The organism is Blautia coccoides, assembly GCF_034355335.1.
Classification (GTDB): Bacteria; Bacillota; Clostridia; order Lachnospirales; family Lachnospiraceae; genus Blautia; species Blautia producta.
In genome coordinates this window covers 5285885-5312466 of record NZ_CP136422.1, presented here as the reverse complement: position 1 = coordinate 5312466, position 26582 = coordinate 5285885, and the positions used below count along the sequence as shown (strand labels likewise).

21 protein-coding genes are annotated in these 26582 nt (G+C 46.3%); 17 read left to right on the top strand and 4 right to left on the bottom strand.

Annotation, left to right across the window (positions count from 1 at the left end; genetic code table 11):
- Positions 1-69 precede the first annotated feature (69 nt).
- The 4 genes from BLCOC_RS23880 to pdxT all read left to right on the top strand — a co-directional run bounded on the left by BLCOC_RS23880 (position 70) and on the right by pdxT (position 4663).
- Complete coding sequence (locus tag BLCOC_RS23880) at positions 70-1524, top strand: alanine/glycine:cation symporter family protein (protein WP_115625480.1); 1455 nt, start codon at positions 70-72, stop codon at positions 1522-1524.
- A 335-nt stretch (positions 1525-1859) separates the two neighbouring features.
- A complete protein-coding gene (locus BLCOC_RS23875; protein ID WP_029471219.1) occupies positions 1860-2987 on the top strand; it encodes a polysaccharide deacetylase family protein in 1128 nt (375 codons plus the stop codon).
- A 243-nt stretch (positions 2988-3230) separates the two neighbouring features.
- The gene (pdxS, locus tag BLCOC_RS23870; RefSeq protein ID WP_115623568.1) at positions 3231-4103 is read left to right on the top strand and encodes a pyridoxal 5'-phosphate synthase lyase subunit PdxS; all 873 of its coding nucleotides are present in this window, start codon (positions 3231-3233) and stop codon (positions 4101-4103) included.
- Positions 4103-4663 carry a pyridoxal 5'-phosphate synthase glutaminase subunit PdxT gene (pdxT, locus tag BLCOC_RS23865; RefSeq protein ID WP_115623567.1) on the top strand — a complete coding sequence of 187 codons (561 nt, stop codon included), beginning with the start codon at positions 4103-4105 and terminating at the stop codon, positions 4661-4663. The genes pdxS and pdxT overlap by 1 nt, the downstream gene beginning before the upstream one ends.
- 74 nt (positions 4664-4737) lie before the next feature.
- On the opposite strand, the gene adhE is transcribed toward pdxT, so the two are convergent.
- Both adhE and typA read right to left on the bottom strand, forming a co-directional pair.
- Positions 4738-7356 (bottom strand): bifunctional acetaldehyde-CoA/alcohol dehydrogenase, encoded by a 2619-nt coding sequence (adhE, locus tag BLCOC_RS23860; RefSeq protein WP_115623566.1) that lies wholly within the window; start codon positions 7354-7356, stop codon positions 4738-4740.
- 272 nt (positions 7357-7628) lie between these two features.
- A complete protein-coding gene (typA, locus tag BLCOC_RS23855; RefSeq protein WP_018593170.1) occupies positions 7629-9458 on the bottom strand; it encodes a translational GTPase TypA in 1830 nt (609 codons plus the stop codon).
- Between the two features lie 196 nt (positions 9459-9654).
- On the opposite strand from typA, the gene BLCOC_RS23850 reads away from it, so the two are divergent.
- The 7 genes from BLCOC_RS23850 (at position 9655) to BLCOC_RS23820 (ending at position 15447) form a co-directional block, all read left to right on the top strand.
- Positions 9655-10290 (top strand): single-stranded DNA-binding protein, encoded by a 636-nt coding sequence (locus tag BLCOC_RS23850; protein ID WP_018593169.1) that lies wholly within the window; start codon positions 9655-9657, stop codon positions 10288-10290.
- Positions 10291-10429: 139 nt separating this feature from the next.
- Positions 10430-10918: a cob(I)yrinic acid a,c-diamide adenosyltransferase gene (locus tag BLCOC_RS23845; protein ID WP_018593168.1), complete on the top strand. Its 489-nt coding sequence runs from the start codon at positions 10430-10432 to the stop codon at positions 10916-10918.
- Between the two features lie 136 nt (positions 10919-11054).
- On the top strand, positions 11055-11945 hold the full coding sequence (gene dapA / locus BLCOC_RS23840) for a 4-hydroxy-tetrahydrodipicolinate synthase (protein ID WP_115623564.1): 891 nt from the start codon (positions 11055-11057) through the stop codon (positions 11943-11945).
- A 54-nt stretch (positions 11946-11999) separates the two neighbouring features.
- Entirely contained in the window at positions 12000-12758 is a 759-nt protein-coding gene (gene dapB / locus BLCOC_RS23835) for a 4-hydroxy-tetrahydrodipicolinate reductase (RefSeq protein WP_115623563.1), read from the top strand.
- A 244-nt stretch (positions 12759-13002) separates the two neighbouring features.
- On the top strand, positions 13003-13443 hold the full coding sequence (locus BLCOC_RS23830; RefSeq protein ID WP_029471214.1) for a hypothetical protein: 441 nt from the start codon (positions 13003-13005) through the stop codon (positions 13441-13443).
- A 272-nt stretch (positions 13444-13715) separates the two neighbouring features.
- Positions 13716-14255, top strand: a complete 540-nt coding sequence (hpf, locus tag BLCOC_RS23825; protein WP_029471213.1) for a ribosome hibernation-promoting factor, HPF/YfiA family — start codon at positions 13716-13718, stop codon at positions 14253-14255.
- 352 nt (positions 14256-14607) lie between these two features.
- Positions 14608-15447: an AraC family transcriptional regulator gene (locus BLCOC_RS23820; RefSeq protein WP_115623562.1), complete on the top strand. Its 840-nt coding sequence runs from the start codon at positions 14608-14610 to the stop codon at positions 15445-15447.
- A gap of 97 nt (positions 15448-15544) precedes the next feature.
- Here the strand turns inward: BLCOC_RS23820 and BLCOC_RS23815 are convergent, their stop codons facing one another.
- Positions 15545-16876, bottom strand: coding sequence for an ABC transporter substrate-binding protein (locus BLCOC_RS23815; RefSeq protein ID WP_115623561.1), 1332 nt, complete (start codon positions 16874-16876; stop codon positions 15545-15547).
- A gap of 64 nt (positions 16877-16940) precedes the next feature.
- Entirely contained in the window at positions 16941-18947 is a 2007-nt protein-coding gene (locus tag BLCOC_RS23810) for a beta-galactosidase (protein WP_115623560.1), read from the bottom strand.
- A gap of 264 nt (positions 18948-19211) precedes the next feature.
- Here BLCOC_RS23810 and BLCOC_RS23805 point away from each other — a divergent pair, with 264 nt between their 5' ends.
- The 6 genes from BLCOC_RS23805 (at position 19212) to BLCOC_RS23780 (ending at position 26578) form a co-directional block, all read left to right on the top strand.
- Positions 19212-20387, top strand: coding sequence for an IS110 family RNA-guided transposase (locus BLCOC_RS23805; RefSeq protein WP_115622538.1), 1176 nt, complete (start codon positions 19212-19214; stop codon positions 20385-20387).
- Between the two features lie 410 nt (positions 20388-20797).
- On the top strand, positions 20798-21811 hold the full coding sequence (locus tag BLCOC_RS23800) for a GntR family transcriptional regulator (RefSeq protein ID WP_115623559.1): 1014 nt from the start codon (positions 20798-20800) through the stop codon (positions 21809-21811).
- A gap of 142 nt (positions 21812-21953) precedes the next feature.
- Positions 21954-24524 carry a preprotein translocase subunit SecA gene (gene secA / locus BLCOC_RS23795; RefSeq protein ID WP_029471209.1) on the top strand — a complete coding sequence of 857 codons (2571 nt, stop codon included), beginning with the start codon at positions 21954-21956 and terminating at the stop codon, positions 24522-24524.
- 133 nt (positions 24525-24657) lie between these two features.
- Positions 24658-24900 (top strand): hypothetical protein, encoded by a 243-nt coding sequence (locus BLCOC_RS23790; RefSeq protein ID WP_018593157.1) that lies wholly within the window; start codon positions 24658-24660, stop codon positions 24898-24900.
- A gap of 37 nt (positions 24901-24937) precedes the next feature.
- Positions 24938-26060 (top strand): peptide chain release factor 2 gene (gene prfB / locus BLCOC_RS23785; RefSeq protein WP_115623558.1). Its coding sequence is split into 2 segments (ribosomal slippage): positions 24938-25012 and positions 25014-26060, totalling 1122 coding nucleotides; the frame shifts between segments, so codons are not numbered across the junction.
- A gap of 74 nt (positions 26061-26134) precedes the next feature.
- Positions 26135-26578: an ACT domain-containing protein gene (locus BLCOC_RS23780; RefSeq protein ID WP_018593155.1), complete on the top strand. Its 444-nt coding sequence runs from the start codon at positions 26135-26137 to the stop codon at positions 26576-26578.
- The last annotated feature ends 4 nt before the right edge of the window (positions 26579-26582 follow it).

Sequence of the window (26582 nt, the reverse complement as noted above, 5' to 3'; positions counted from 1 at the left end):
AGCCACAGTCTTTTTTTGTTTCGTTTTAAACGGAAGAAAATATGTAAAAAAGAGAGGACGGAAGAAGAAATGTTACAGGTAGTTTTGCAGCAATTGGATCGTTTTATCGCATGGTTTGACGAGGTGGTTTGGGGACCGCCGCTGATAATTTTAATTCTCAGCACAGGGATTTATCTGTCTTTGAGAATGGGTTTTCTGCAGATACGGCATCTGGGGAAAGCGCTGAAGTTCATGGTTAAGAATGAAGACAGCGGGAATGGTGAGGTGACCAGTTTTGGTGCTCTCTGCACAGCTATGTCAGCCACCATCGGTACAGGAAATATTGTAGGAGTGGCAACCGCCCTTGCGGCAGGCGGCCCGGGAGCTTTGTTCTGGATGGTACTGGCAGCCTTTTTCGGAATGGCTACCAAATATGCCGAGGGGGTGCTTGCAATCAAATACCGCACCATTGACGGGAACGGACATGTGCTGGGCGGACCCTTTTATTACATAGAAAATGGTATGGGAGTCAGATGGAGATGGCTGGCTAAAATCTTTGCATTTTTCGGGGCAGGTGTGGGCCTTCTGGGAATCGGTACTTTTACCCAGGTAAATGGTATTTCCTCTGCGGTCTGCAACTTCTTTGACCCGGAAAAAGCCAACACGATATCTTTGTTTGGAGGAAGTTACTCCATAGCGACTGTCATTGCGGGCCTTATCCTGACTGTATGCGTAGGCCTGGTGGTCATCGGCGGACTGAAGAGGATCGCGCAGGTTTCCCAGGTTGTAGTGCCGTTTATGGCTGTATTGTATTTTGTATTTGCGCTTATTATTATAGTGACCCATCTGGGAGAAATCCCGGCTGCGGCATTGGCAATCGTAAAGAGTGCGTTTTCCGGCAGTGCCCTGGCAGGCGGAGCCATGGGTACTATGATGGTTGCCATGCAGAAGGGAATTGCCAGGGGTATATTCTCCAACGAGGCAGGCCTGGGAAGTGCGCCGATTGCGGCAGCAGCGGCACAGACTGATTCCCCGGTACGCCAGGGACTTGTATCCATGACGGGTACTTTTATTGATACCATTGTGATCTGTACCATGACGGGCCTTTCCATCGTGGTGACAGGCACCTGGAATACAGGACTGGAGGGCGTGGCAATCACCACTGCGGCGTTCCAGAAGGGATTGCCGTTTCCGCCGGTGGTGGCATCTGTGGTTCTGATGGTGTGTCTGGTATTTTTTGCATTTACCACGATCCTGGGCTGGAACTATTACGGGGAGCGCTGTATTGAATATCTGTTTAACAGGAACAGGAAGGTGGTAAAAGGGTACCGCTGGCTGTATATTCTGGCAATTTTTATCGGGCCGTATATGACGGTGCAGGCGGTGTGGAACATTGCGGATATCTTTAATGCTCTGATGGCTTTTCCGAACCTGATCGCACTGGTGGCGCTGAGCCGTGTGGTATTCTCGGAGACGAAAAACTATTTTGGAAAGTCTGACGATGAAAAAGGGGAAATCAGCCCAAACGTTCAGGCAGAATCTTAAAGAGAGGCGCATAAAGGACCAAATACAAGAAATGGTGAAAAATAGCATGTGAATAGAAAAAAGCATGTGAACAAATAGCATGTGTATAGAAGTATCCGGAGGGAAAATTGGTGTCAGCCGGTCTGACAAGTGTAAATTTTCTTTCCGGATTTTTTATATGACATAATTGGATAAAAATAGTAAAGATTAGACTATACAAACTTAGAAAAATACATTATAATAAGAATAAGAAATTTTTACGGTTTAAGGAAAATTAAGAGATTTGCTGTTGCAACTTGTCGAGAAAAAAGGTATCATGAAATGGAATATCTAGTGTAAGTGGAGATGGGAGTATAATGATGGAAGACGAAAGAGATCTGGAGTACGAGCGGCGAAGGCAGGAACGCATGCGCAGACGAAGACTCGAAAAGAAGCGGCAGATGCGCAGACGAAGGATAATGCGCCTGGTAGCTATGGCAGCAGTGCTGGTGTTGGTGATCGGACTTGTGGGGACGGGCATACATAAACTGATTTCGGGAAAGACAGGGGTTCCGAAAGAGGGAGCTGTGGAGGTTAAAGCCCAGACAACTACCCAGGAGGACACAACAGCGGCGACGAAGCAGCCGGTTATGGGAGCGGCGGATCTGTCAAAGATGACATCCTCAGGTGTGATGGGCTGGCAGCAGGACGACAAGGGCTGGTGGTACCGTGACACAGATGGAACCTTTTTCAAAAACGGCTGGAAAGAGATCGACGGCTCTAAGTATTATTTTGATGAGAACGGCTACATGAAGACCGGTTGGCTGGAGCTGGACGGTGAGGACTACTTTTTTGATGACAGCGGGAAATACGACGAGACAAAGAAGCGGCCAATGGTTGCTTTGACTTTTGATGATGGTCCGGGGGAATATACGGAAGAACTGCTGGATTGTCTCACAAAAAATAATGCCAAGGCTACCTTTTTCATGCTGGGGCCTCAGGCAGAGGCATATCCTGAAATTGTGAAGGATTTAAAGGATGCCGGAATGGAGCTGGGTAATCATACATGGAGTCATGAAAACCTGACTACATTAGGTGCCAGCGGGGTAACGGACGAAGTTACAAGAACCAATGATGCGATCAAAAAAGCAGCAGGGGAACCTGCAACGGTTATGCGTCCGCCGGGAGGCGCGTATAATGAGGAGGTACAGGCCGCAATTGGCATGCCGCTTATCATGTGGAGTATTGATACAAGAGACTGGGCAACCAAGAGTGAAGACCAGACTTATCAGGTAACTGTGGATAACGTGAAGGATGGTTCTGTAGTTCTCATGCATGACATCCATCAGTGGTCCGTGAAGGCCGCGATCCGGGCAATCCCGGAACTGGTTGAACAGGGCTACAAGCTGGTAACTGTAAGTGAACTGGCAGAGGCAAAAGGCGTGAAACTGGAAAATGGCGCGGCTCATTACTTCTTTGGCGAAGGTGAGCAGCAGGTAGAGTAAAAACGCAGATCAACAGATACATAACCTCTCAGGTGTAAAATCCTGAGAGGTATTTTTTTCCCTTTACGCAAAACTGGCATGGTTAAAAATGTTAGAACTGGCATTTGTAAAAAGGACAGATGGCAGATATAATTCATAACATCATAAATTCTACACATGTCTATCCCGGGAAGATGTTTAAACTGATATGGGTATGAGTTTATCACATTCACTTTAAAGGGAAAAGCAGAAAGGGAGATAAGAATGGAAAACAGATATGAGTTAAATAAAGAACTGGCCCAGATGCTGAAAGGCGGAGTCATCATGGATGTGACCACACCGGAACAGGCGGAGATAGCAGAGGAGGCGGGAGCCTGCGCAGTAATGGCGCTGGAAAAGATACCTGCGGATATCCGGGCCGCAGGAGGCGTGGCAAGGATGAGTGATCCAAAAATGATCCAGGGAATCCAGTCCGCGGTATCCATACCGGTTATGGCAAAATGCAGGATCGGACATTTCGCGGAGGCACAGATCCTGGAGGCCATAGAGATTGATTACATAGACGAAAGCGAAGTTTTATCCCCTGCGGATGACGTATATCACATAGACAAGAGGAAGTTCAAAGTGCCTTTTGTCTGTGGGGCAAAAGATCTAGGAGAGGCACTGCGCAGGATCAATGAGGGGGCATCCATGATCCGCACAAAGGGGGAGCCGGGTACAGGAGATGTGGTCCAGGCTGTGCGCCATATGCGATTGATGCAGGGGGAAATCCGCAGGATCACCTCTATGGAGGAGGATGAATTATACAATAAGGCAAAAGAACTTGCCGTTCCCTATGATCTGGTGGTGTATGTGAGAGAGCATGGAAGGCTTCCTGTTGTGAACTTCGCAGCAGGCGGCGTGGCAACTCCCGCAGACGCGGCGCTGATGATGCAGCTCGGGGCAGAGGGAGTCTTTGTAGGCTCCGGTATCTTTAAGTCCGGGAATCCCCGGAAGCGGGCAGCGGCGATCGTAAAGGCTGTGACAAATTTCAGGGATGCAAAAATGATAGCAGAACTGTCCATGGACCTGGGTGAAGCTATGGTGGGTATCAATGAGCAGGAAATAGAGCTGCTCATGGCTGAGAGAGGTAAATGATGAGGATCGGTATTCTGGCACTTCAGGGTGCCTTTGCAGAACACAGAGATATGCTGGAAAGCCTGGGGGCGGATTGTACAGAGATCAGGCAGAGAAAAGATTTCCGAGAAGACCTGGACGCTCTGATCCTTCCCGGCGGTGAGAGCACAGTTATGAAAAAGCTGCTCGGGGAGCTGGGGCTTCTGAATCCCATCAGAAAAAGTATTGAGGACGGTATGCCGGTCATGGGAACCTGTGCCGGACTGATCCTGCTGGCTGAGAACGTGGATGGAGGGGAGCCATGCTTCGGAACCATGCCGGTTACTGTCAGGCGCAACGCCTATGGCAGACAATTGGGAAGCTTTCAGACTGTGGAGGAAGTGAAAGGAGTGGGCCAGTTCCCTATGACCTTTATACGGGCGCCCTATATAGAAAAAGTCAGAGAGGATGTGGAAATCCTGGCCGTCACAGAAGGGAATATAACGGCAGCACGCTATGGCAGCCAGTTAGGGCTGGCTTTTCATCCGGAGCTTACCGGTGATCCGGGAATACACAGATATTTTATAGAAGAGATTTGCTAGCTATTCAGTAGGTCTGAAGGGGAGTTTAAACAGGGGAGGTCCGAATTCGGACCTCCCCATTTATTACAGAGGAATTATTCCCCGTAATATGCTTTCAGATAGAGTTCTTTCATCTCAGACATCAGCGGATATCTGGGATTGGCACCGGTACACTGGTCATTGAAGGCATCCTCAACCATCTGGTCCAGGGTAGCCAGGAATGCTTTTTCGTCAATGCCGTATTCTTTTATGGTACGTTTGATCCCAACTCTCTCTTTCAGTTTGGCGATGGCTTCGATGAAATTGTCAAACACTTCATCGTCATTTCTGCCTTTGATGCCGATGAATCGCGCAACCTCGCAGTATCTCTCTTTTGCATGCGGATAGGGATACTGTGAAAAGGTGCCCATCTTAACCGGTGACGGGTCTGCATTGTAGCGCATGACCAGTTCGATCAGCAGGGAGTTGGCAATACCGTGCTGGATGTGGTGGTAGGCGCCCAGCTTATGTGCCATAGAGTGGCAGATGCCCAGGAAAGCATTGGCAAAAGCCATGCCGGCCAGCGTGGAGGCATTGGCCATCTTTTCCCTTGCAATGGGGTCAGCAGCGCCGTTCTCGTAAGCGGATGGCAGATAATCAAAGATAAGCTGTACTGCTTTCAGCGCAATACCGTCTGTGTAATCGGTGGCCATTATAGAGGCGTATGCTTCTAAGGCGTGAGTCAGTGCGTCAATACCGGAGGAGCTTGTCAGTCCTTTTGGCTGGCTCATCATGAAGTCTACATCTATGATGGCCATATTCGGCAGAAGTTCATAGTCTGCGATAGGCCATTTGGTTCCCGTAGTCTTGTCTGTGATGATAGCAAAAGGCGTCACCTCTGAACCGGTACCTGAGGAGGTGGGGACAGATACCATCATTGCCTTTTCGCCCATTTTCGGGAATTCAAAGACTCTCTTGCGGATATCCATGAAATCCATAGCCAGGTCCTCAAAATTGCATTCGGGATGTTCATACATGAGCCACATGATCTTGGCAGCGTCCATAGCAGAACCGCCGCCCAGGGCAATGATCACATCAGGACCGAAGGCGTTTAACTGCTCCAGGCCTTTTTGTGCACACTGCAGGGTGGGATCAGGTGTTACATCAAAGAAACAACTGTACGGTATCCCCATCTCGTCCAGTTTATCTGTGATCGGCTTTGTGTGGCCGTTCTGATAGAGGAATGTATCAGTTACCAGGAAGGCCTTTTTCTTGTCGTATACGTTCTTCAGCTCATCGAGAGCGACCGGCAGACAGCCTTTCTTGAAATATACCTTTTCCGGGACTCTGAACCAAAGCATGTTCTCTCTCCTTTCGGCAACGGTTTTGGTGTTCAGCAGGTGCTTGACACCTACGTTCTCAGATACAGAGTTGCCGCCGTAGGAACCGCAGCCCAGGGTCAGGGACGGAGCCAGCTTGAAGTTATAGAGATCACCGATACCTCCGTGGGAGGATGGGGTGTTGACCAGGATACGGCAGGCCTTCATGCGGTCTGCGTGCTGCGCCATCTTCTCTGTCTGGGAGGGATGGATATACAGGGATGCAGTATGTCCATAGCCGCCGTCTTTGATCAGCTGGTCAGCCATGTCAAGGGCAGTATCAAAATCCTTTGCTTTATAAAGCGCCAGGACAGGTGATAATTTTTCATGTGCAAAAGGTTCAGAGACATCCACAGAAGTTACCTCTCCGATGAGGATCTTCGTCTCTTTTGGTACCGTGACGCCTGCCATCTCGGCAATGACCGCTGCAGGCTGGCCTACGATCTTGGGATTGACGGTTCCGGCTTCTGTAAGGATGATCTTGCGTACCTTGTCCAGATCTGTCTTGTTCAGTACATGGCATCCCCTCTTTATGAATTCCTTCTTTACCTCATCATAGATATCTGAAATTGCAGTGACGGACTGTTCGGATGCACATATCATACCATTGTCAAAGGTCTTGGAATGGATAACAGAATATACGGCAGTTGGGATGTCGCAGGAACTGTCCATGATAACAGGAACATTGCCGGGGCCTACGCCGATGGCCGGTTTCCCGGAGGAGTATGCCGCTTTTACCATTCCGGGACCGCCTGTAGCCAGGATAACATCCACGGATTTCATCAGTTCATTGGAAAGCTCAATGGTAGGTTCCTCGATCCATCCGATAATGCCTTCCGGTGCCCCTGCTTTTACAGCGGCATCCAGTACGATCTTGGCTGCTTCGATGGTACACTTCTTGGCTCTGGGATGGGGACTGATGATGATGGCGTTTCTGGTTTTCAGACAGATCAGACATTTGAAAATAGCTGTAGATGTGGGGTTCGTGGTGGGAATGACCGCACCTACGATGCCAACAGGTTCAGCAATTTTTTTAATGCCGTATGAGGTGTCCTGATCCACTACGCCGCAGGTCTTAACCCTTTTATATGTGTTATAGGTATACTCTGCTGCGTAATGATTTTTGATGACTTTGTCCTCCACAATGCCCATACCGGTCTCAGCAACAGCCAGCTTTGCCAGCGGGATACGCTGCTTATTCGCTGCCATGGCTGCCTCAAAAAAGATTCTGTCAACCTGCTCTTGTGTGAAGGCGGAAAACTTTTTCTGTGCTTCTTTCATGGAAGCGATTCGCTGCTTGAGTGCTTCCACGCTGTTGATGGGTTCCGGGGCTTTGTTCTCTGGTTTTTTTGCCATAGAAATCCTCCTTAAAAAATTTGGTTTTTGGTTTGCGCCCTTACTCATATGAAGTACCTGAAGTTTTATGTTCCGTCTTGTCAGTTGTGTAGTTTATTTTACCATAAAATGGATTAAAACACAACAAAAAAGCATTAATATTTTGCATAAAATAACAAAAGTCAGAATATTACAGAATATTCTGAAAAACAGAGACAAAAAGATACCGCCATTGCTCAAACTGAGATGGCGGTATCTTTTTATCATAACTGTCATGGATCAGATCAGTTATATTATTTTTTGATTCCTTCGCGTTTGCGAAGACGGGAATCCAGGGTCTTTTTACGGATACGGAGTGACTTGGGGGTTACCTCAAGCAGCTCGTCTGTGTCAATGAATTCCAGAGCCTGTTCCAGGCTGAGAACCTTTGGCGGTGTCAGCTTCAGGGCTTCATCAGCGGAGGAGGAGCGCGTATTGGTCAGATGCTTTGTCTTACATACATTCAGTTCAATATCCTCAGGCTTTGCGCTCTCACCGATTATCATGCCGCTGTATACCTTCTCACCGGCGCCCACAAAGAGCGTACCTCTGTCCTGCGCGGAGAAGAGTCCATAGGTCACAGTTTCCCCTGCTTCAAAAGCGATCAGGGAACCGAGCTTACGGTAGAACATATCACCTTTGTACGGAGCGTAGCCGTCGAAGGCTGTGTTCATGATCCCGGTGCCTTTTGTGGAGGTGAGGAAATCACCGCGGAAACCGATAAGCCCTCTGGAAGGAATATGGTATTCTAAGCGGACGGTTCCGTCGCTTGCGGGACTCATGCCCTGCAGTTCACCTTTACGTTCGTTTAATTTATTGATGATAGTTCCGGAAAATTCTTCCGGCACATCGATATATGCGATCTCGATGGGCTCCAGCTTTTTCCCGCGCTCATCCTCCTGGTAGATGACTTCGGCTTTGCTGACTGCGAATTCATAACCTTCACGGCGCATATTTTCAATCAATACAGAGAGATGAAGCTCACCTCGTCCGGATACCTTAAAGCAGTCGGTGCTGTCGGTATCCTCCACACGCAGGCTCACGTCTGTGTTCAGCTCGCGCATCAGACGTTCCCTTAAATGGCGGGAGGTGATGAACTTTCCTTCCTGGCCGGCCAGAGGGCTGTCATTTACCAGGAAATTCATGGAAATGGTTGGCTCGGAAATTTTCTGGAACGGAATGGCTTCAGGATTCTCTGGTGAGCAGAGGGTATCTCCGATATGGATATCCGCAATGCCGGATATAGCCACGATGGAACCGTAACCGGCTTCCTTTACCTCAACTTTTCCAAGTCCGTCAAATTCATAGAGCTTGCTGATCTTAACTTTTTTCTTTTTATCCGGGTCGTGATGATTCAGAAGAAGGACCTCCTGATTCACTGAGATCGTGCCGTTCTCCACTTTGCCGACACCGATACGGCCCACATATTCATTGTAGTCAATGGTGCTGATGAGAACCTGTGTGCCTGCCTCCGGGTCTCCGGTAGGAGCGGGGATATATTTGAGGATAGTCTCAAATAAAGGCTCCATATTCTCCGGTGAGTCCGACAGGTCCAGAACAGCGTGTCCTGCTTTTGCAGAGGCATACAGGAACGGACAGTCAAGCTGGTCATCAGAGGCGTCCAGATCCATGAGAAGTTCTAAGACTTCATCTATAACCTCATCTGGACGTGCTTCAGGACGGTCGATCTTATTGATGCATACAATAACATGCAGGTCAAGCTCCAGGGCTTTTTTCAGTACGAACTTTGTCTGGGGCATAGCGCCCTCGAAGGCATCTACCAGAAGGATAACGCCGTCCACCATTTTCAGGACACGCTCCACTTCACCGCCGAAATCTGCATGGCCCGGCGTATCTATGATATTGATCTTTGTATCCTTATAGTATATAGCTGTATTTTTAGAAAGTATCGTGATACCGCGCTCGCGTTCAATATCATTGGAGTCCATGACGCGTTCCTGGACTTCCTGGTTTTCGCGGAAGACACCGCTCTGTTTCAGTAGCTGATCCACCAGCGTGGTTTTGCCGTGGTCAACATGGGCAATGATTGCTACATTTCTGATGTTTTCTCTTTTCGTTTTCATAAATAACCTCTTTTCTAATGGAAAAACCGCTGTTTTACGGCTAAATCCAGTCACATTCTATCACACTTATGAGTAAATACAAAGCGGAAATAAATATTTTTTCAAAAAAAATAAAAAAAGTTGTTCTAAAAAAAGTATGACCAGAATAAATATGATATAGACAAAATACAAGTCAGAGGAAGGGGTAAATAATTCAATGGCAGATAAAATAATTGAAAACAATCAGGTATCCATCATGGGAGCCATCGCATCGGAGTTCGAGAAAAGTCACGAGGTATACGGAGAAGGATTTTACATGGTAGATGTGCTGGTAAAGCGTCTAAGCGGTTCTGAGGACAGAATACCGCTCATGGTTTCCGAGAGGCTGGTGGATGTGACACAGAGCTATATCGGCGAGTACATACAGGTGCAGGGGCAGTTCCGCTCCTACAACAGGCATGAGGAGAAGAAAAACCGGCTGGTTCTCTCTGTATTTGTGCGGGAGCTTACATTTGTGGAGGAAGAAGATGAATCTATTGAGACAAATCTCATTGAACTCAACGGGTATATCTGTAAACCTCCGGTCCACCGCATGACGCCGCTGGGCAGGGAAATCGCGGATATCCTTCTGGCTGTCAACAGGCCGTACGGAAAATCCGACTACATACCGTGTATCTGCTGGGGCAGAAACGCCAATTTCGCCAAATCCTTCGAGGTAGGCGGACGCCTGCATATCTGGGGAAGGATCCAGAGCAGGGAATATATTAAGAAGCTCAGTGAGACTGATACAGAAAAGAGGATCGCCTACGAAGTATCAGTGAGCAAGCTGGAGTATGGTGAGACCTACAGCTAAAGGGATGGAAATACGTTACTGTTCATAGATCCCTAATGAAGGAAGCCTGAGATTCCAATATTGCATTATTTGGTCATGTGTAGTAATATATACACAACTCTTAAATAAAGCGTTATAGAATCCGCAAGAGGTGTAATGTATGGAAAATGAAGGATTAGTGCAGATATACTGCGGACCCGGCAAGGGCAAAACCAGTGTGGCCATCGGGCAGGCGATACGTGCTGTGGGCCACGGGAAGACGGCCATTGTCATCCAGTGCCTGAAAGGAAGAGCAACTTCTGAACTGGATTATCTGTCTGTTCTGGAGCCGAACGTGAGACTGTTCCGGTTTGAGAAGAAGGATAAGTATTATGAAGACCTGTCCGACGAAGAGAAGCAGGAAGAAAACTGCAATATCAGGAACGGCCTCAACTATGCCAGAAAGGTATTGGTCACGCAGGAATGCGACATGCTGATCCTGGACGAAATTCTGGGAGCTGTGGAATTCGGTATTATAACCGAGGAAGAGGTAGAGGAACTGATCCGGACCAAGGATGAAGAGACAGAACTGATCCTGACCGGAAATGTAGTTCCCGAACGTCTGAAGGAGGCAGCTGACAGGGTTGTTTCCCTGGAGGTTATAAAATAAAGGCTGTTCGGGCAGCCCAAAAAGTTGAGATGACACAGGATGGTAACTATTCAGCATTGTTTTTTGCCGCAGTGGTAGAGATACTGGCAGTTACACAGGAAGAAAAAGCAGTATTGCAGACATAAGGAGGAGAAAAATGGCTATTTTTACAGGTGCAGGTGTTGCTATTGTCACACCGATGAAAGAAAATGGTGATGTAAATTTTGAAAAACTGGGAGAAATCCTGGAGGAGCAGATCAAAGAGGGAACAGATTCTATAGTGATCTGCGGAACCACAGGAGAATCTTCCACACTCACTCATGAAGAACATCTGGAGACCATTAAGTACACAATTGATAAAGTGAATAAGAGAATTCCGGTAATTGCCGGAACTGGTTCCAACTGTACAGAGACCGCAATTTACTTATCCACAGAGGCAGAGAAATATGGCGCAGACGGAGTTCTTCTTGTGACTCCTTACTATAATAAAGCTACTCAGAAGGGCCTGATCGAGCATTACACTAAGATCGCGAATTCTATCAAGATTCCGGTGATCCTCTACAATGTGCCAAGCCGTACCGGCATCAATATCCAGCCTAAGACGGTTGCATATTTAGTGGAACATGTGGACAACATTGTTGGTATCAAGGAAGCTTCCGGGGATATTGCGCAGGTTGCTGAGATGGCAGCTCTGACAAAAGGAAAACTTGATATCTACTCCGGAAATGACAACCAGATCGTACCGCTTCTTTCCCTGGGCGGAAAGGGTGTTATCTCTGTGCTCTCCAATGTTGCACCGAGATTCACACATGATATGGTAGAAAAATATTTGAATGGTGACGTAAAGGAAAGCTGTGACATGCAGTTGGATGCCATGCCTTTGATCAACGCCCTGTTCTCAGAAGTCAACCCCATCCCTGTTAAGGCTGCTATGAACCTGATGGGCATGGAGGTAGGTCCGCTCCGCTCACCGCTGACAGAGATGGAGGAGGCCAACAAAGAAAAGCTGAAAGAGGAAATGGTGAAATTCGGTCTGAAACTGGCATAACGAAAACCATTGCCCCGCAGATTTAATGGATAGCTGCAGAAAGAGGAACAAAAGATGATCAGAATAATTATGAGCGGCTGCAACGGCCATATGGGTCAGGTCATATCCGGACTTGTGAAGGATGACCCGGAGGCTGAGATCGCAGCAGGTATTGATCTTGTAGATAACCGTGACAACGGATATCCGGTGTTCACGAATATAAATGATTGTGATGTGCAGGCGGATGCCATGATCGATTTTTCATCCGCGAAAGCTACGGAAGGTGTATTGGCCTACTGTACGGCTAAGAAGCTTCCCCTGGTCCTGTGTACCACAGGGCTTAGCGAGGAACAGCTTGCGCAGGTGGCTAAGGCTTCCGAGAGCACAGCAGTGCTCCGTTCTGCCAATATGTCCCTGGGTATCAATACACTTCTGAAGCTGGTACAGGAGGCTGCTAAGGTCCTGGCCGGCGCCGGTTTTGACATGGAAATCGTGGAGAAGCACCACAACCAGAAGGTAGACGCGCCAAGCGGCACGGCACTGGCATTGGCAGACAGCCTGAATGAGGCTATGGACAACCAGTATCACTATGTCTATGACAGGAGTCAGACACGTGAGAAGCGTGACGCAAAAGAAATCGGTCTGTCTGCTGTCCGCGGAGGAAGCATCGTGGGAGAGCACGAGGTGATTTTCGCGGGTCCTGATGAGGTGATCGAATTCAAGCACACAGCCTACTCAAAAGCCGTATTTGGCAAAGGAGCTGTGGAGGCGGCCAAATTCCTGAAGGGAAAAGGCCCGGGCATGTACAACATGAGCAATGTGATCAACGGATAGTTTATAGCAGTAGGCGAAGTGCCCGCTGGGGAATGTCTTCTGTCATAAATAAATTTTAAAAAATTAAATTTTGAACCGCCGTAAGACTGTGCAGACGCAGTGTTGTTTTACGGCGGTTTTTCCATTTTCTCCGACATATGTGAGCATACATAAATTCTTACGGAAACGCACATATTAATCGTGACAGTAAAAGGTGCGAAGTGCCTTTTATCGTTAAGTACAAAGAGGAAAAGGAGAAATAACCATGCGTAAGGTGAAGAAACTTTTATTAAGTGTCCTTCTGGCCGGTGTACTGTGCGTGACAGCCGGATGCGGTGCCACAGATAATGGTGACAACAAAGCTGCCACAGAGGACAACAATGCCGGTGACAACAAAGCCGGAGACGACAAGGCAGACAACAAGAACGGAACAAAGGACGGCAGTGCTACTGACAAGAATAATGGTAATTCCGCCACAGATAACGGTGCAGCCAATGACACAGGCACAGGAAGCGGAGAGGCCGGCACAGGCGACGGCATGGTAGGCGATCTGGGTGAAGACATCAAAGACGGTGTGGAAGACCTGGGCGATGATGTAAGAAACGGAGCAGAGGATGTAGGAGACGCAGTGGAAAATAATGCTGACAATGCTACAGACAACAATGCCAGAAATAACAACAACAATACTACCACAAACACTCCGTAATCTTTGTATGGGGCAGATACACCAGGAAACCGGGTATCTGCCGCTACATATTCCGCGATGCACACAAAGTGCCCCGCGGGATAATTGGCTAACTCGGGATTTTGCTGCGCAAAACACCTCGCGGGATAATATCTGCGAACAGTAACTACAAAAAACTTATAATGGTTAAAATTTTCTAAAAACTGTTGAACAAACGCAGGAATATTGATATAATAAGAATACATTACAGGAGTAAAGGTCCTGTAAAATACACGTTAAAGGGGTTGGACATCATGAAGTTTATTATAAGCGGAAGAAACATCGATATTACAGACGGATTAAGAAATGCAGTAGAGGACAAGCTTGGAAAGCTGGAAAAATTCTTCACAGATGACACCGAGATACATGTAACACTGAGCGTAGAAAAAGAACGTCAGAAAATTGAGGTGACTATTCCGGTGAAAGGTAATATCATCCGCTCTGAACAGGTGAGCAACGATATGTATGTCTCCATCGACCTGGTAGAAGAAATCATCGAAAGACAGTTACGAAAATATAGGAAAAAAATCATTGATAAAAAACAAAACGCAGGAACCTTCCAGCAGGCATTTATGGAAAAGGACTTTGAGGATGAGAATACCAATGAGATCAAGATTATCCGTACCAAGAAATTTGGATTCAAACCCATGTATCCGGAAGACGCATGTGTACAGATGGAACTTCTGGGACACAACTTTTTCGTATTCCTGAATGCTGAGACAGAAGAAGTGAATGTTGTTTATAAGAGAAAGGGTAATACTTACGGGCTGATCGAGCCGGATTTTACTGAATGATCGATAAACTTACAGGCTGCGGAGAGATCCGCAGCCTTAGAGTATGTTAAAAAATGTGTTCAATAGGATGTGTGTCACAGGATGTTTAGACACACCAAGGACAGCAGACAAAGTCATTTATACTATGAGGCACTTGTATATTAGAATAAAAAATATACTGTGCTTCATTTTTTATTCTAATAAATTTGAGCGTGTTTGAAAATTTATTCTTTTAAAGTGTGATACACAGCCTGCCGAAAGCAATTTTTAAACAGACTCTTAGCCCCGACACAGAAGGACAGGGAAAGTCGGGAAAGTGCACATACATGATCGTATAATACGATTACAGTGAGACAGGGAAGGAAGGTACTTTATGAACGGTTGGAATGAGGGTATCACCAATGCGATCGCATATATAGAAGATAATCTGACTGCTGATATTGATATAAATGAAATAGCCGGCAAAGCCTATGTGTCAAGCTTTTACTTTCAAAAAATATTCAATGTACTATGCGGGTTTACAGTTGGTGAATATATAAGAAACCGCCGTTTGACCCTTGCTGCACAGGAACTTTGTTCTTCTGATATAAAAGTGATCGATGCTGCCATGAAGTACGGGTATGATTCACCTGACAGCTTTTCCAGGGCATTCACAAAGTTTCATGGGGTAAATCCTTCCGCAGCAAGAGAACAAGGCAGTAACCTGAATTTCTTTGCGCCGCTGAAAATCAAACTCACATTGGAGGGTGGTACTATGTTAGAGTACAAAATTGTTGAAAAATCACAGTTTACAGTAATGGGAAGGCTGCGCAGGTTTCAGACAGAAACTGCCTATGGTGAAATTCCTAAATTCTGGAAGGAGCATATGAAAAGTGATGAGGACAAAGTTGTGTGCGGGATGTATGGAATCTGTATGGACAGTGACGGAAAAAACTTTGATTATTTGATCGCCGATAATTATATTCCATGGAATGAAATTCCGGACGGTTATGAAACCAGAGTGATCCCCGCAGGTACATGGGCTGTATTTCCCTGCCGTGGTGCGCTGCCGGAGGCACTGCAGAATGTGAATACAAAAATATGGAGCGAATGGATGCCATCCTGTAAGACATATAAGCTGGCAGGCAATTACAATATTGAGATGTATACACCACTATGCGAAAACCCGGAGGATGATTATAATGAAATCTGGATACCTGTTGAGAAGGTATGATTTTGCTTGTTTTATAACAAAATGACAAGAGCAGTGACTGATAAGCCGCCAGATATATGAAAATATCCGACGGCTTTTTATAAAAGGTGCAGGTGATTTATTTGGAGATATTAAATTCAGCCGTTTCCTGGGCGGTTTTTAATTCCTCATCCAGAGAGGCATTCTGTTGTATCACATTGGACAGAGCAGTACACATGGCATCTCTGGCGTCATAATAGTAAGGACTGGTTACACTGGATGGAATCTCAGAGGAATATTCAACGATCTTTTTGTAGACTGCATCCTTGCCGAAGAAATCTACCGGTTCTTCATAGAGAGGGGAATCTCCGGCAGGCAGCCATGTGGACAGGGCGCCTTTGGACAGAATATCATCGTAAAGTGCCTGGCTTCCTGCAAATGTGGATTTGAAAAAATCCTGAGCCAGTTTTTGGTTTTTGCACTGGGAGGTAATAGCCCATGTGGAACCGCCATTACTGGAATAATTTGTGGCATTAGGAATGCTGTCAAGGCGTGGGAGATTGGTGACTGCCCATTTCCCTGCCTGGTCTTCTTTGGCTTCAACGGATGCGATGATCCAGCATCCGTTCATGGCGCCTGCCACGGTACCGTTATTGATAGAGGCAATATACTGATCCCATCCTGGCATTTCTTCCAGGGTGTTGTCTCTGACCATCTGTATATAGATGGACATACATTCTTTGAGTACATCATTCTGATCTAAATTGGGGCTTCCGTCTTCCTGGAAAAGCGAGGCGCCACAGGACTGCAGCATCATCATAATGATATCAGGGGTTGCAGATTTGGCTGTAAGCATCGGCTGTCCTGTTTTCTCTTTTACTATTTTTGCTTTTTCCATATAGTCAGACCATGTGATATCTGTAAAGTCTTCCACTGTGAAACCGGCCTGTTCCAGATAGTCAGTGCGTATGCAGTTTACTGCGGTACCGCTGTCAAAGGGAATCCCCATATTTTTATTGTTTACCACAGAGTATGAAGTTTTAGCCGCGGAAAACTGGGAAAAATCAATGCCGGAGTCTGTCAGATCAGTAAAAATATCAGGATAATTCTGCGCGAATTTCTGAAAAGAGGCATCCTGTATCAGAAAAATATCCGGCAAAGCATCCAGTTCTCCCGCATTGGCGATAGTGGTAAGCTTTGTCTCGATATCCTGAGATTCAATCTCAGTGACTTTTACATGGAAATCCTCATGGCCGTCTGCTGCGTAGAGTTCAGCCGCTTTATTGATCGCGTAAATGTTAAAGTTTGGGTCCCATGTCCAGACTGTTAGTGTGTTGTCTTCAGAATCTGAAGCGCTGCTTTTCGGTGTGTCGTTTTCAGAGCCGGATGACGTGTCCGCCTTTTCACCGCAGGCTGATGCCGAAAAAACCATAAGACAGGTGAGCAGGACTGTAATTATTTTTCTTTTCAATGTAAAACCTCCTTTTTTACAAGAAATATAAACGTTTCGTGTTGGCTGTAGTGCTGATCAACCATTAGTCCGCCTTTGCAGGCTCCTCCAGGATCATACACTGGCGGGGAGACATGGGAACTAATCCGGATATTCTGTGTCCGCTGATGATGTCATGATAAGGGGTATCCAGATTTACATGTACGGTTTCATTGTTATGATTCATGAGGAAGGTGAATTTTTTTCCGTCTTTGATACGGAATGCTGCCTCAACATTCTCAGGCAGGTCGTATGTTGGTATGCTAAGACTGCGGCAGATGTCTGACAGCAGTTTTCTGATACATCCGTGCTCCGGGCTTGTGCCTATATAATAGGCGTGCCCGTCTCCATAAGCATTGACCGTCATACAGGGGGTATCACGATAAAAATCCTTTCCGTAGACCCCGATTGCCTTTGCCGATTCCAGACGGATGAGGTCACAGATTTCCCCGCATTCATATTGGGAACCATCATTCAAAACGATACTGTTTTTCATATCGGGATACATGCCGTCTATCTCCTCAACCCAGAGACCCAGTACATCACGGAAAGCACCGGGATAGCCGCCCAGTATTACATTATCTGTTCTGTCTGTGATACCGCTCAGAAAAGTGGTGATGAATGTACCGCCTGCGCTTACGTAGTCTTTTACTTTTTCAGAAAACTCAGGGGAACACATATAAAAGCATGGGGCTGCAATGAGGTCATATTTCTTATCCATACAGGTGGATTCACAGACAATATCAACGGATATACCCATTTCGTAGAAAGCACGGTAGTATTTCAGCACCTGGTCGTAATATTTTAAGTGGCAGTTGTGGATGGCAGATCCCTCAATGGCCCACCAGTTTTCCCAGTCAAAGAGAATGGCGGCCCTGGCATCTGGCATGGCGCCCTCTACAGTTTCCCCTAAATGTTCAAACTGCTCTCCGAGGCGAATCAGTTCGGCACCCATTCTGGTGTCCAGCCTGCCGCTGTGGGGAACCATGGCACCATGGAATTTTTCCACTCCGCCTCTGGACTGCCGCCACTGGAAAAATAGGTTGCTGTCAGCGCCGTGGGCGGTGCTTTGCCAGCAGATATCAGCAACTTCGCCCGGACGCTTGACGGGACCGTAATCTTCCCAGGAGATATTCCCAGGGTTCTGCTCCATCATATAGAATGGCTGTGATTTCATGGAGCGCATCAGGTCATGGATAAATGCAGGTTTATACATAGGGGTATGGATTGTGGGATAATTGTCCCAGGAAATCACATCAACTGCTTTTGATACCTCCCAATAATCATAAGTCTTTACCAGATCAGAAAAATTATTGGTGACAGGAAGCGCGGAATACTTCTGAATCTCCTTTTTTTCATTTTCAATACAGGTACGGACACTGCTGCTCATAAAACGCATATAATCAATATACTGGCCCTGGAAACAGGCTACATCGCGCCCGGCAAGCTGATTCTTCTTAATATCTGTAAGATAGCTGGGGGGAAGTATCTGTGTGAAGCTTGTATATGTATGTCCCCAGAAGGCGGTGTTCCACGCAGTGTTCACGGCATGGATGTCTATATACTTTCTTTTAAGCCAGTTACGGAACTCCTCTGCGCAGGCAGGGCAGTAGCAGTAAAAATGGTACTCATTATTAATGTGCCAGAGCTTTACCGCAGGATGATGCCCGTAACGTTTTGCCAATTCACCGGCAATCCTGGCGGAATATTTTCTGTATACACTGCTGTTCGGACATATTTTTTCCCGGGAGCCGCCCTGTACTCTGCGGCCTTCAATATCCACATGCATAATATCAGGATATTTTTGTTCCAGCCAGTAAGGCATTGCTGTTGTAGGGGTTGCGAGTATGACATCAATATGTTCTTTGTATAATCTGTCAAGAATCTGATCCATCCATTCAAAGTCAAATACCCCGTCTTCCGGTTCCAGCTTTGGCCATGCAAAGACACCTACGGTTGCGCAGTTGACATGCATTTCTTTCATGTAACGGATATCCTCATCTATTGTCTCAGGCCCCCATTGTTCCGGATTATAGTCTCCTCCATACCACATAATTATTGATTCCTCCTACTATTATATAAAGTCATAGTCTTTCTTTACCTTTTCTACAGGTTTGACTATGCTATTTTAAGATACTGTGGATTGGTTATCACCTCCTACCACTTGATGGTTTAAAAAAGGCTCCAACCACAGTCTCTTTGTTTATTTGTTAATCAGTTAGTTACCGCATGACGGTTTATCAAGAAGTAGGTTACGATTGCAAGGAGCCCTGTGGATCTTAAGACAGTATCAATACTTTATATCAGGAGGTCCTATATGATTTACGTAGGAATTGATGTCGCAAAAGATAAGCATGATTGCTTTATCACAAACTCTGATGGCGAAGTCCTTTTCAAGGCTTTTACCATCAAAAACAATCTCGATGGGTTCGACGAGCTTTATCAGAAAATAGAATCCGTTATGGAAGATGCTTCTAAAGTAAAAGTAGGCCTAGAAGCCACTGGACACTATAGTTACAATCTTCTCGGATATCTGCTTGATAAAGGTCTGGCCACCTTTGTTATCAACCCGTTACATACTAATCTGTACAGAAAAAGTCTAAGCCTTAGACAGACGAAAACGGATAAAGTTGATGCCCATACAATTGCTTCTATGCTAATGTCTGACGTGAACTTAAAGTCCTACTCAGACACATCGTATCACAACGAAGAGCTTAAGTCACTTACTCGCTATCGTTTTGATAAAGTTAAAGAACGCGCGAAGCTTAAAACATCTATATCCCGTCTTGTATGTATCCTTTTCCCTGAGTTAGAAAAGCTTGTTCCAACACTTCATCAGAATTCTGTTTATGAGTTACTCTACGAATTTCCTGGTGCAAAACAGGTAGCTAATGCACATCTCACAAGACTTTCAAATCTTCTTGAAACCGCATCTAAAGGCCACTACACAAAAGAAACCTCTATCGCTTTTAGAGAGGCTGCAAGAACCTCTATCGGTTCAAATATGCCAGCTAAATCGCTTGAATTAAAGCACACCATTAAGCTCATTAGAGAGCTAGATTCTGAAATCGAAGAGATTGAAAACGAGATTAAAGTCATCATGGATGAAATCAATTCTCCAATCCTTAGCATTCCTGGAATCAGCTATCGAATGGGTGCCATGATTATTGCTGAAATAGGTGACTTTAGCCAATTCGACTCTCCAGATAAGATCCTTGCTTATGCAGGAATGTCGCCTTCTACCTATCAATCCGGCCAGTTAGATAACTGTTATGCCAGAATGGAAAAACGTGGTTCTAGATACCTTAGATATGCTCTGTTTAATGCAACCGCATATGTTTGTCTATGGGATCCAACCTACAAGGCTTATCTTGCCAAGAAACGAGCTGAAGGCAAGCATTACTATGTTGCAATGTCTCACGCGACCAAGAAACTAGTTCGGCTAATTTATCATCTCGAACGCACTGGACAGCAATACCAAAAAGCAATCTAATTCTTCCAACATCATATCTTCTTGTCAGAGCATCATACTCGATGCTCTATTTGTCATGCAATTTTCAAGGTACTGATTGCGATGAATAAGTCATCGCCACTATACTCAAAACATCTCTGTTTTTGAAACTATTTATTGACTTTCTTTAATAGTTAGTCTTTTTATTGAATGACTCTATAGTGTACCATTTGCAAATTGGTATACTAAAATAATAATACCAATAAGGAGAAATGGCAATCATTTATTTTTAAAATATATACCAATATTAAGGTTTGCAAATTGTATAAAAGTGCTATATAACAGTTAAAAAGGAATGCGCTGTTGCTTATCATGGTATATTATTGGTATAATATCTAAGAAACATCTGTGTATGGGAAATAAAAGATGTATGGTAATCAAGGAGAATATAGATGATCAACAAAGATGAAAACAAGCCAATCTATAAACAATTAGTGGATGAAATTCTGGAGGATATTAAGCAGGGCAGGCTAAATCCTGAGGACAAGCTGCCCACAGAAAGGGAATTGGCTGAACGCCTGGGAATCTCCAGAGGAACGGTAAAAAAGGCATATAAAGAACTTGCTGACAATGGGGTCATCGAAGTGATACAGGGCAGCGGCTCATATATACATAATAGTGCGATCATGACAGGGAATGAGAAGCGCATGGCTGCCATTGAGTTACTGGACAGTCTTCTTGACACACTGGAGGACTGGAATTTTTCTGTTCCGGAAATACTGAACCTGATGAACATAAGCATAGCGAAGAGAGAGGGCGAGAATGGAGGCCTGCGTGTGGCAGTTATCGACTGCAACGCTGAATCACTGGAAATTTTTAAAAAACAGCTTCTCTATATACCGGATATCAGTATCTCCGCCTTTTTGGTGGAAACGATTCTGCTGGACGACAATCCTCAGGCCCTGCTGTCCAGTTATGATTTGATACTGACCACAACAACACATTATGAACAGGTTGCAGAGCATATAGGGGAAAAGAAAAATATTCTGGTAAAGGTGGCTGTGGCGCCAAGCAGAGATACTATTGTGAATATTTCCAGACTGGACCCTTCAGCGTCAGTGGGGATTTTCTGCAGAACCAATAAGTTCGCACAGATCATCACAGACCAGCTTGCGTATTTTCTGCCAAAACTGAAATCTGTCAGCACACACTTTGAGAATACATTATCCGTGGAAGCAGACAGTATGCTGCTGGGACAATACGATGCCATTGTCATTAATCCTGACTCCATACTGCTGGAGCAGCGGGTCACAGACGGACTGCTGGAACAGTACATTGCGAAAGGCGGGAAAGTCATACCATTCCATTATCTGATAGATAATGGCAGTTTGATCTATCTGGAGGAGCGGATAACAGCGGTGCTGAGAGAAAAGCATCCGGGTCAGGGGACGGATCTGCCCCGCTGAGGGACTCTTTTTTTATGTTGTTTTCAAAGAAAGAAAGTGTTACAATGTAAAGTAATGTGGAATAATATCCACGAAAATAGGGTTTCCTATTTTGGGGAAGTCCTGCTGCAGTCTGAAAATTGGAAAATTAGGAGCATAAAACATGAGTTTAGTTCAAAAAATGTTTGGAACCCACAGTGAGAGGGAATTAAAACGTATCACTGCCACTGTGGACAAAATCGAAGCTCTGCGCCCCACCATGCAGGCGTTAAGTGACGACGAGCTGCGCGGTAAGACCAGAGAATATAAAAAACGTCTGGAAGAGGGAGAGACACTGGATGACCTGCTGCCGGAAGCATTTGCTACGGTGAGGGAAGCTGCCAAGCGAGTGCTGAATATGGAGCACTACAGAGTGCAGCTCATCGGTGGTATTATTCTTCATCAGGGACGTATTGCCGAGATGAAGACCGGTGAAGGTAAAACCCTTGTCTCCACACTTCCCGCATATTTAAATGCCCTGGAAGGTGAAGGCGTACACATTGTAACTGTCAACGATTACCTGGCACACCGTGACGCGGAGTGGATGGGCAAGGTGCATGAGTTCCTGGGACTGACGGTTGGTGTGGTCCTGAACTCCATGAAAAACGACGAGAGACGCGCGCAGTATGCGTGTGATATCACTTATGTGACCAACAACGAGCTGGGATTTGACTATCTGCGTGACAACATGGTCATCTACAAAGAGCAGCTTGTACAGAGAGACCTGCACTATGCCATCATCGATGAGGTGGACTCTGTGCTGGTCGATGAGGCAAGAACACCTCTTATTATTTCCGGACAGAGCGGAAAGTCTACCCGTCTCTACGAAGTCTGCGATATACTGGCAAAACAGTTGGAGCGCGGTGAAGCCAGCGGGGAAATGACAAAGATGACAGCCATCATGGGTGAGGAGATCATCGAGACCGGAGATTTCATTGTCAATGAGAAGGACAAGATTGTCAACCTGACTGAGCAGGGTGTCCATAAAGTAGAGAAATTCTTCAGCATTGAAAACCTGGCAGATCCGGAGAATCTGGAGATCCAGCATAATATCATACTTGCGCTGCGCGCCCACAACCTCATGTTCCGTGACCAGGATTATGTGGTCAAAGACGACGAAGTCCTGATCGTGGATGAGTTCACAGGACGTATCATGCCGGGACGCCGTTACTCAGATGGTCTTCATCAGGCGATCGAGGCAAAAGAGCATGTGAAGGTGAGAAGAGAGAGCAAGACACTGGCAACTATCACTTTCCAGAACTTCTTTAATAAATACAATAAAAAGTCAGGTATGACAGGTACTGCGCTCACGGAGGAGAAAGAGTTCCGTGACATTTACGGCATGGACGTTATCGAGATTCCCACCAACAAACCGGTGGCGCGTATTGACAGCGACGATGCTGTTTATATGACAAAGAAAGAAAAATTCAATGCAGTTGTGGAGGCCATCAAGGAAGCACATGCAAAGAAGCAGCCGGTGCTTGTTGGTACTATCACCATTGAGACCTCCGAGCTTTTAAGTCGCATGCTGAAACGCGAAGGCATCCAGCACCAGGTATTGAACGCCAAGTTCCATGAGATGGAGGCTGAGATCGTAGCTCATGCCGGTGAAGCCGGAACTGTTACCATTGCCACCAATATGGCAGGCCGTGGTACTGATATTAAGCTGGACGATGTGTCCAGACAGGCAGGCGGCCTGAAGATCATCGGTACCGAACGCCATGAGTCAAGGCGAATTGACAACCAGTTGCGAGGCCGTTCCGGACGTCAGGGAGACCCGGGTGAATCCCGCTTCTACATTTCCCTGGAAGATGATCTGATGCGTCTGTTCGGTTCCGAGAAGCTGATGAGTGTGTTCAAATCCTTAGGCGTTGCGGAAAATGAACAGATCGAGCACAAAATGCTTTCCAGTGCTATTGAGAAAGCCCAGAAGAAGATCGAGGGCAATAACTACGGAATCCGTAAAAACCTGCTGGAATATGACCAGGTAAACAACGAGCAGCGTGAGATCATCTACAAAGAGAGACGCCGTGTTCTGGATGGGGAAAACATGCGGGAATCCATCTACAAGATGATCACTGATACCGTAGAGCACGCAGTTGACATGTGCATCTCCGATGATCTGGATTCAGAAGAATGGGATCTGGGAGAGCTGGACAGCGTTCTTCTGCCTACGATTCCGCTGGGACCAATCACAAAAGAAAAAGTAAAAGGTCTGAAGAAGAACCAGTTAAAACAGAACCTCAAGGAAGAGGCAGTCAAGCTCTATGAGGAAAAAGAGGCGGAGTTCCCGGAACCGGAGCAGCTTCGCGAACTGGAGCGCGTGATCCTTCTGAAAGTGATCGACCAGAAATGGATGGACCACATCGACGATATGGACCAGCTCCGTCAGGGTATCGGCCTACAGGCATACGGCCAGCGTGATCCCAAGGTGGAATACAAGATGCAGGCATATGAAATGTTTGACACCATGATCTCCGCTATCCAGGAGACGACTCTGCGTCTGCTGTACCACGTAAGGATCGAGCAGAAGGTGGAGAGAGAACAGGTGGCACAGGTGACAGGCACCAACAAGGATGAATCAGGTCCTAAGAAACCGGTGCAGAGAGCAGAGAAAAAGGTATATCCCAATGATCCCTGCCCCTGCGGAAGCGGTAAGAAATACAAACAGTGCTGCGGCAGAAAGCCGGTTTAAGCAGCACTGTAAAAGATCACAGTAAGATACGGGGCTGTTACATCCGGAGATCCTCCGGGCTGCAACGGCCCCGGCATATGTCAGCACCCGGGTGTGTGAAAAACACACTTTATGTGAGCAGGAAGGTGAGAAAATGGGACAGATGGTGGATTTCACCATGGAGCGCGAGGGTCTGGTAAAACCCGGCGACCGCGTAGAGCTGAAAGAAGACAGGGCCAGCACCATGTCAGGTATGATGTATTATTATACCATCAAGGACGCCATAGCCATGTCCAGCAATCTGAAACGGCCGCTCACAAAGCTTGCAGGCACTGTGCGCAAGGTCGAACAGCAGGTATCCATTTACATGGTGACTGTGGAGATCGACGAAGAATAAAAATAAAAAAAATATTCACAGAAAGAGGTGAAGCTAAATGGTAGAATTAGACCAGTTCAAATATACTTTGAACAACTACACAGGACCATTAGTGGAAGTGAGGGATTCACTTTAACCTGGCTAATAAGGAAAAGCGGGTTGAAGAATTAGAGAGGGAAATGGAGGCGCCGGATTTCTGGGATAACCCGGAGCGGTCCCAGAAAATGATGAAGGAGCTGAGCACCCTCAAAGAAGATATAGAGATCTACAATAAGCTCCAGAACCAGAAGGAAGAGATCGAGCTGATGATCGAGATGGGATACGAGGAGAATGATGCCTCCGTCATCCCGGATATCCAGGAAATGCTGGACGAGTTTATCACAGATTTTGAAAATATTCGTGTCAAAACCCTTTTGTCAGGGGAGTATGACAAGGACAATGCCATTGTCACCCTCCATGCAGGGGCCGGCGGAACCGAGTCCTGCGACTGGGCAAGTATGCTGTACCGTATGTATATGAAATGGGCTGACCGCCATGGTTTCAGCACAGAGGTACTGGATTATCTGGACGGGGATGAGGCGGGTATCAAGTCTGTAACCTTCCAGGTCAACGGTGAGAATGCCTATGGATATCTGAAGTCCGAAAAAGGTGTCCACCGTCTTGTACGCATTTCCCCTTTCAACGCAGCGGGAAAGAGGCAGACATCCTTTGTGTCCTGCGATGTTATGCCGGATATCGAGGAGGATGTGGACGTTGAGATCAAGGATGATGATCTGAGAATAGACACCTACCGTTCCAGCGGCGCGGGCGGACAGCATATCAATAAAACATCTTCCGCCATACGAATCACCCACCTTCCCACAGGGATCGTGGTACAGTGTCAGAATGAGCGGTCACAGTTCCAGAATAAAGATAAAGCCATGCAGATGCTGAAAGCCAAACTGTATCTTCTGAAACAGCAGGAGCAGGAACAGAAGCTCTCAGGCATCCAGGGAGAACTGACGGATATCGGCTGGGGAAGTCAGATCCGTTCATATGTCATGCAGCCGTATACCATGGTAAAAGACCATCGTACAAACGAGGAGTCCGGCAATGTGGATGCGGTCATGAATGGTGCCATTGATAGTTTTATCAATGCTTATTTGAAGTGGATTGCTTTGGGAAATAAGAAAAACAGTTGATAAAATTGCCTAAATGTGCTAATATCTTTTGGAGACATACAAATGTATTTCAAGAACAAACAAAGGGGAAGGACATGTCGGACAATAAAAGGTATTTTGTAGTAACAGAAAAAGCAGTGCCGGAAGTCCTCTTGAAAGTAGTGGAAGCTAAGAAACTACTGGAATCCAAGAGGTCTGTTACGGTACAGGAAGCAGTGGAAGCTGTGGGTATCAGCAGAAGTTCCTTTTATAAATATAAGGATGATATCTTTCCTTTTAAAGAGAAAACCAAAGGACAGAACATTACATTTATACTTCAGATGGATGACGAACCGGGGCTGCTCTCTGCGGTCCTTCGGACCATTGCCCAGTATCACGGCAACATTCTGACCGTACACCAGAGTATCCCCATCAACGGGATCGCCAGTCTGACTATCAGCGTGGAAATCCTGCCCACACAGGGGGACGCGGAGGCTATGGTGGACGAGATCGAGCACATCGAGGGCGTTCATTATCTGAAAATCTTAGGCAGGGAGTAGAAGC